Consider the following 4,736-nt stretch of genomic DNA (forward strand, 5'->3'; position numbering starts at 1 on the left):
AGCCGCCCGCAACGAGGGTCGCGGCGTCGCGCGCGAAGCTCGCCGCATCGCAGGACACATAGATCACGTCCTTGACCTTCGAAGCCGCCAAGCGCTTGACCTGCGCCTCCGCGCCGGCCCGCGGCGGATCGAGCACGATCACGTCGAAACCGTTGAGCTCATGCTCCAGCAGCGGGCGGCGGAACAGATCGCGCGTTTCGGTCGCGATCGGCTTCAACCCCTGCGTCGCGCCAGCGCCCTTGGCCAGCGCCAGCATCGCCGCCTTGTCGCTCTCGATGGCGAGCACCTGCATCTTTTCCGCGATGCGGAAGCTGAACGGGCCGCAGCCGGCGAAGAGATCGGCGGCGCGCTTGCCCTTGGGCAAAGCCGCCATGACGAGCCCGGCCAGCACCTCCTCGCCCGCCGCCGTCGCCTGCAAGAAGCCGCCTGCAGCCGGCGCGACCAGCGCCTTGCCCATGCGCTGCAAGGGCGGGCGGCGCTCGACGACGATCTCGCCATGGTTGGAGAGCCGGGCGAGATCGAGCCGCTCGGCGAGCTGTGTCAAAGCGAGCCTCAGCTTGTCACCGAGCGGGCCATGGCCGCGGATATCGACATCGAGCCCGGCTTCCGAGGCGGTGACCTGGATATCGAGCGGCTTGTTGGCGCCGCCCATGCGGTTCGCCAGCATCAGGGCGACGGCGGGCGCGCGATCGAGCCCCGGCACCAGCACCGGGCAGGTCTCGACCGAAATCAGATCGTGGCTGCGCGCCGCCATGAAGCCGACGACCATCGCCTCGCCCTGACGGCGGGCATGGAAGGTGACGCGGCGACGGCCGGCGCCATGGGCATCGACGAGATCGGCGACCGGCACCTCGATGCCGGCGCGGCTCAAGGCGGTGACGACCTGCTGGCGCTTCCATTCGCGGTAGAGGCCGGGCGCCATGTGCTGCGCCGCGCAACCGCCGCAACGGGTGAAGAGCGGGCAGATCGCCGCGATGCGGGATTCGGAGGGCGCGATGATCTCGACGAGCTGGCCGCGTTCGCCATCAACCACGGCGCGCACGGTCTCGCCGGGCAGCGAATAGGGAATGAAGACGCTGCCGGAGGCGGCCTGAACGATGCCATCGCCCTTCTGGCCGAGGCGATCGACAGCCAGGATTTCATTCATGACGAGCTTCGGAGAAGAAATTTCTCCGGCTTGCGGCTTGGCGACTGGCATTGTTCCGAACTCGGGGCGAAAGGCCCGCTCACTGATGACCGCTGAGAGGCTTTCGCCTATCAGGTCGGAGAGAAATTGGGAAATCCTGCCATGACTATCCGCAACGGCGTCATTGAAGCCATCGGCAACACCCCGCTCATCAAGCTCGAGCGCGCCTCGGCGGAAACCGGCTGCACCATTCTCGGCAAGGCCGAGTTCATGAATCCCGGCCAGTCGGTGAAGGACCGCGCCGCGCTCGCCATCATCCGCGACGCCGAGGCGAAGGGGCAGCTGAAGCCCGGCGGCGTCATCGTCGAGGGCACGGCGGGCAATACCGGCATCGGCATCGCGCTCGTCGGCAATGCGCTGGGCTATCGCTCGGTGATCGTCATCCCGGAGACGCAGAGCCAGGAAAAGAAGGACATGCTGCGCTTGGCCGGCGCGACGCTGGTCGAGGTGCCCGCCGCTCCCTATGCCAACCCCAACAACTACGTGAAGGTCTCCGGCCGGCTCGCCGAGGAATTGGCGAAGACCGAGCCGAGCGGCGCGATCTGGGCCAACCAGTTCGACAATGTCGCGAACCGGCAGGGCCATCTCGACACGACCGGCCCGGAAATCTGGGAGCAGACCGCAGGCAAGGTCGACGGCTTCATCTGCGCGGTGGGCTCAGGGGGGACGCTGGCCGGCGTCGGCATGGCGCTGAAGGCACGCAATCCCAAAGTGACGATCGGGCTGGCCGATCCGATGGGGGCTGCGCTCTATTCCTACTACACAAACGGCGTTCTCAAGTCCGAGGGCTCCTCGATCACCGAGGGCATCGGCCAGGGCCGGATCACCGCCAATTTGGTGGACGCGCCGGTCGATATCGCCTTCCAGATCCCGGATGCGGAAGCGGTGCAGATCGTCTTCGACCTGCTGGAGCATGAGGGCCTGTGCCTCGGCGGCTCGTCGGGTATCAATGTCGCTGGCGCGATCCGGCTGGCCAAGCAGATGGGGCCGGGCCATACCATCGTGACCGTGCTCTGCGACTACGGCACGCGCTACCAGTCGAAGCTGTTCAACCCGGATTTCCTGCGCTCGAAGAACCTGCCGGTTCCCGGCTGGCTGGAGGGCGACGGTTCGGCGCTGAAGCAGGTCGTCGCGAAAGTGATGGCCTGAGGCGGAGCCCGTAACCACCGCCTGCTTCCAGCGCCGTCATGCTCGCCCTTGTGGCGAGCATCCACGTCTTGAACACCGGCCGGCATCTACAAAGACGTGGATGGTCGGGACAAGCCCGACCATGACGAGAGCCGCGTGTTCATGGATTCCGGGATCGCCGCTTCGCGGCGCCCCGGAATGACGGCCGTGGTTCCTTCGCCTTCAAGCCGCGCGCGGCGTCGCGTCGATCGCCTCGATATCCCCGGCGCGGTCGTACTGCGCCTGATCGAGCATGCCCTGGCGCTTCGCGACAAGGGTCGGCACCAGCGCCTGGCCGGCGACGTTCACCGCCGTGCGGCCCATGTCGAGGATCGGGTCGATGGCGAGCAGCAGGCCGACGCCGGCCAGCGGCAGGCCGAGCGTCGAGAGCGTCAGCGTCAGCATCACCGTCGCACCGGTGAGGCCGGCGGTCGCAGCCGATCCGATCACCGAGACGAAGGCGATCAGGACGTATTCCTGGATGCCGAGCGGCACGCCGTAGAACTGCGCGACGAAGATCGCCGAGATCGCCGGATAGATCGCGGCGCAGCCATCCATCTTCGTGGTGGCGCCGAGCGGCACGGCGAAGGCGGCGTATTCGCGGGGCACGCCGAGGCTCTTCTCGGTCACGGCCTCGGTCACCGGCAAGGTGCCGATCGAAGACCGCGAAACGAAGGCGAGCTGGATCGCCGGCCAGGCCCCCGCGAAGAAGCGCATCGGCGACAGCCCGTGCAGGATCAGCAGCGCGGGATAGACGAGGAGCAGGACGATCGCGAGGCCGAGATAGATCGCGAAGGCGTACCAGGAGAGCTGCTCCAGCGTCTGCCAACCGTACTGGGCGACAGCGTTGCCGAGCAGGCCGATGGTGCCGATCGGCGTCAAACGGATGACCCACCACAGGATCTTGCGGACGATCGCCAGGAAGGACTCGTTTAGCGCGAGGAAGCTGTTGGCGCGCTCGCCGACCTTCAGCGCCGCGACGCCGACGACGATCGAAATCACCAGCAATTGCAGCACGTTGAAGCCGAGACGGGTCGTCGCGCCGCCAGTGCCGACCTGCGTCGTCGCCTGCAGGCCGAACATGTTGGCGGGGACGAGGCCCTTCAGGAAATCGAGCCAGGAGCCGACCGAGCCCGGCGCTTTGGCGCTGGCGGCGGCGACGCCTGCATTGATGCCGGGCTGGATCAGGAGGCCGAGCGCGATGCCGATCAGCACCGCGATGAAGGCGGTGATCGCGAACCAGAGCAGCGTCTGCCAGACCAAAGCGGCTGCATTCGAGAGCTGCCGGAGATTGCTGATCGAGGCGACGATGGCCGTGAAGATCAAGGGCGGCACCAGCGCCTGCAGAAGCTGCACGAAGATCGAGCCGGTGGTCGCGAGCGTGACGGTCAGCCAGTTCGGCTGGCCCGGAGCGACCGGCCCCATGTTGCGTGCGACCCAGCCCAGCACGAGGCCGATCACCATGGCCGCCAGAACCTGGAAGCCGAAGCTGGAATAGAACGGTTTTGAACCGGCTCCGGCTGTGCCGGTCCGGGGAATTGCGGTGGTCATGACAGGATCTCTTCTGGTTCGGCCCATGGCCGTAGATGAATGTTCCTATACACCTCCGGAACCGGCTGCCGCAAAAGCAGATATTTTCGTTCTCTGGCCTCTACGCGATAAAAATATTCTCCAAACTCGTCAGACGCGAGCGCCATCCCGGATGGGTCGATCGCCGTGGCGACGAGGCCTCCCGCAACTCTCCCTTTTGCCGGAAAAGTGATTTCCTCGGAGATCGAACAGTTCTAGCCTGCCCTTCGATGATCCAGCGATCGGCGAGGTGGTCGCATGTCAGTCTCGGAAGTCCGGTTCACGTCCGCCGCAGCGCGGGAAACGGTGCCTGCCGCCGTCCCCCTCGAACAGAATCACCCGCATCAGGACGGCGTCGTCGCGTCCGGTGTCTATGTCCATGGCGTGCGCGTCGCCGACATCCCGGTCACGGAAGCCGGAGAATGGGCGCGCAAGGACGACCATGTCGTCTGGATCGGCCTGTTCGAGCCGGACTCCGCGCTCCTGCGCTGCGTGCAGCAGCAGTTCAATCTGCACCCGCTCGCCGTCGAGGACGCGACCAACGCGCATCAGCGCCCGAAGCTCGAGCAATATGGCGACGCGCTCTTCGTCGTCGCCCGCACCGCCCAGTTGATCGACGGGCGCATCGCCTTCGGCGAGACCCATATCTTCGTCGGGCGCGGCTATATCGTCAGCGTCAGGCACGGCGCCTCGACCTCGTACAAATCGGTCAGGCAGCATTGGGAAACCTGCCCGACCTCGCTGGCGAAGGGCGAGGACTTCATCCTCTATGCGATCCTCGATTTCATCGTCGACAACTACATGCCGGTGCTGG

The 4,736-nt window shown here is 66.3% G+C and carries 4 protein-coding genes; 2 read left to right on the forward strand and 2 right to left on the reverse strand.

Annotated elements, in window-relative coordinates:
* On the reverse strand, positions 1–1,147 hold a 1,147-nt coding region (locus tag Q0Q36_RS24925), incomplete at its 3' end, for an RNA methyltransferase (RefSeq protein ID WP_293802564.1).
* A gap of 141 nt (positions 1,148–1,288) precedes the next feature.
* Here Q0Q36_RS24925 and Q0Q36_RS24930 point away from each other — a divergent pair.
* Complete coding sequence (locus Q0Q36_RS24930; protein ID WP_293802566.1) at positions 1,289–2,335, forward strand: cysteine synthase A; 1,047 nt, start codon at positions 1,289–1,291, stop codon at positions 2,333–2,335.
* 201 nt (positions 2,336–2,536) lie between these two features.
* Here Q0Q36_RS24930 and Q0Q36_RS24935 read toward each other — a convergent pair whose 3' ends face one another.
* The gene (locus tag Q0Q36_RS24935) at positions 2,537–3,904 is read right to left on the reverse strand and encodes a dicarboxylate/amino acid:cation symporter (protein ID WP_293802568.1); all 1,368 of its coding nucleotides are present in this window, start codon (positions 3,902–3,904) and stop codon (positions 2,537–2,539) included.
* A gap of 324 nt (positions 3,905–4,228) precedes the next feature.
* Between Q0Q36_RS24935 and Q0Q36_RS24940 the strand changes: the two genes are divergently transcribed.
* Positions 4,229–4,736 (forward strand): CorA family divalent cation transporter (locus Q0Q36_RS24940; RefSeq protein WP_293802570.1); only part of this gene is annotated, 508 nt, incomplete at its 3' end.

This window comes from uncultured Allobosea sp. (assembly GCF_945957345.1).
In the GTDB taxonomy this organism is placed as follows: Bacteria; Pseudomonadota; Alphaproteobacteria; order Rhizobiales; family Beijerinckiaceae; genus Allobosea.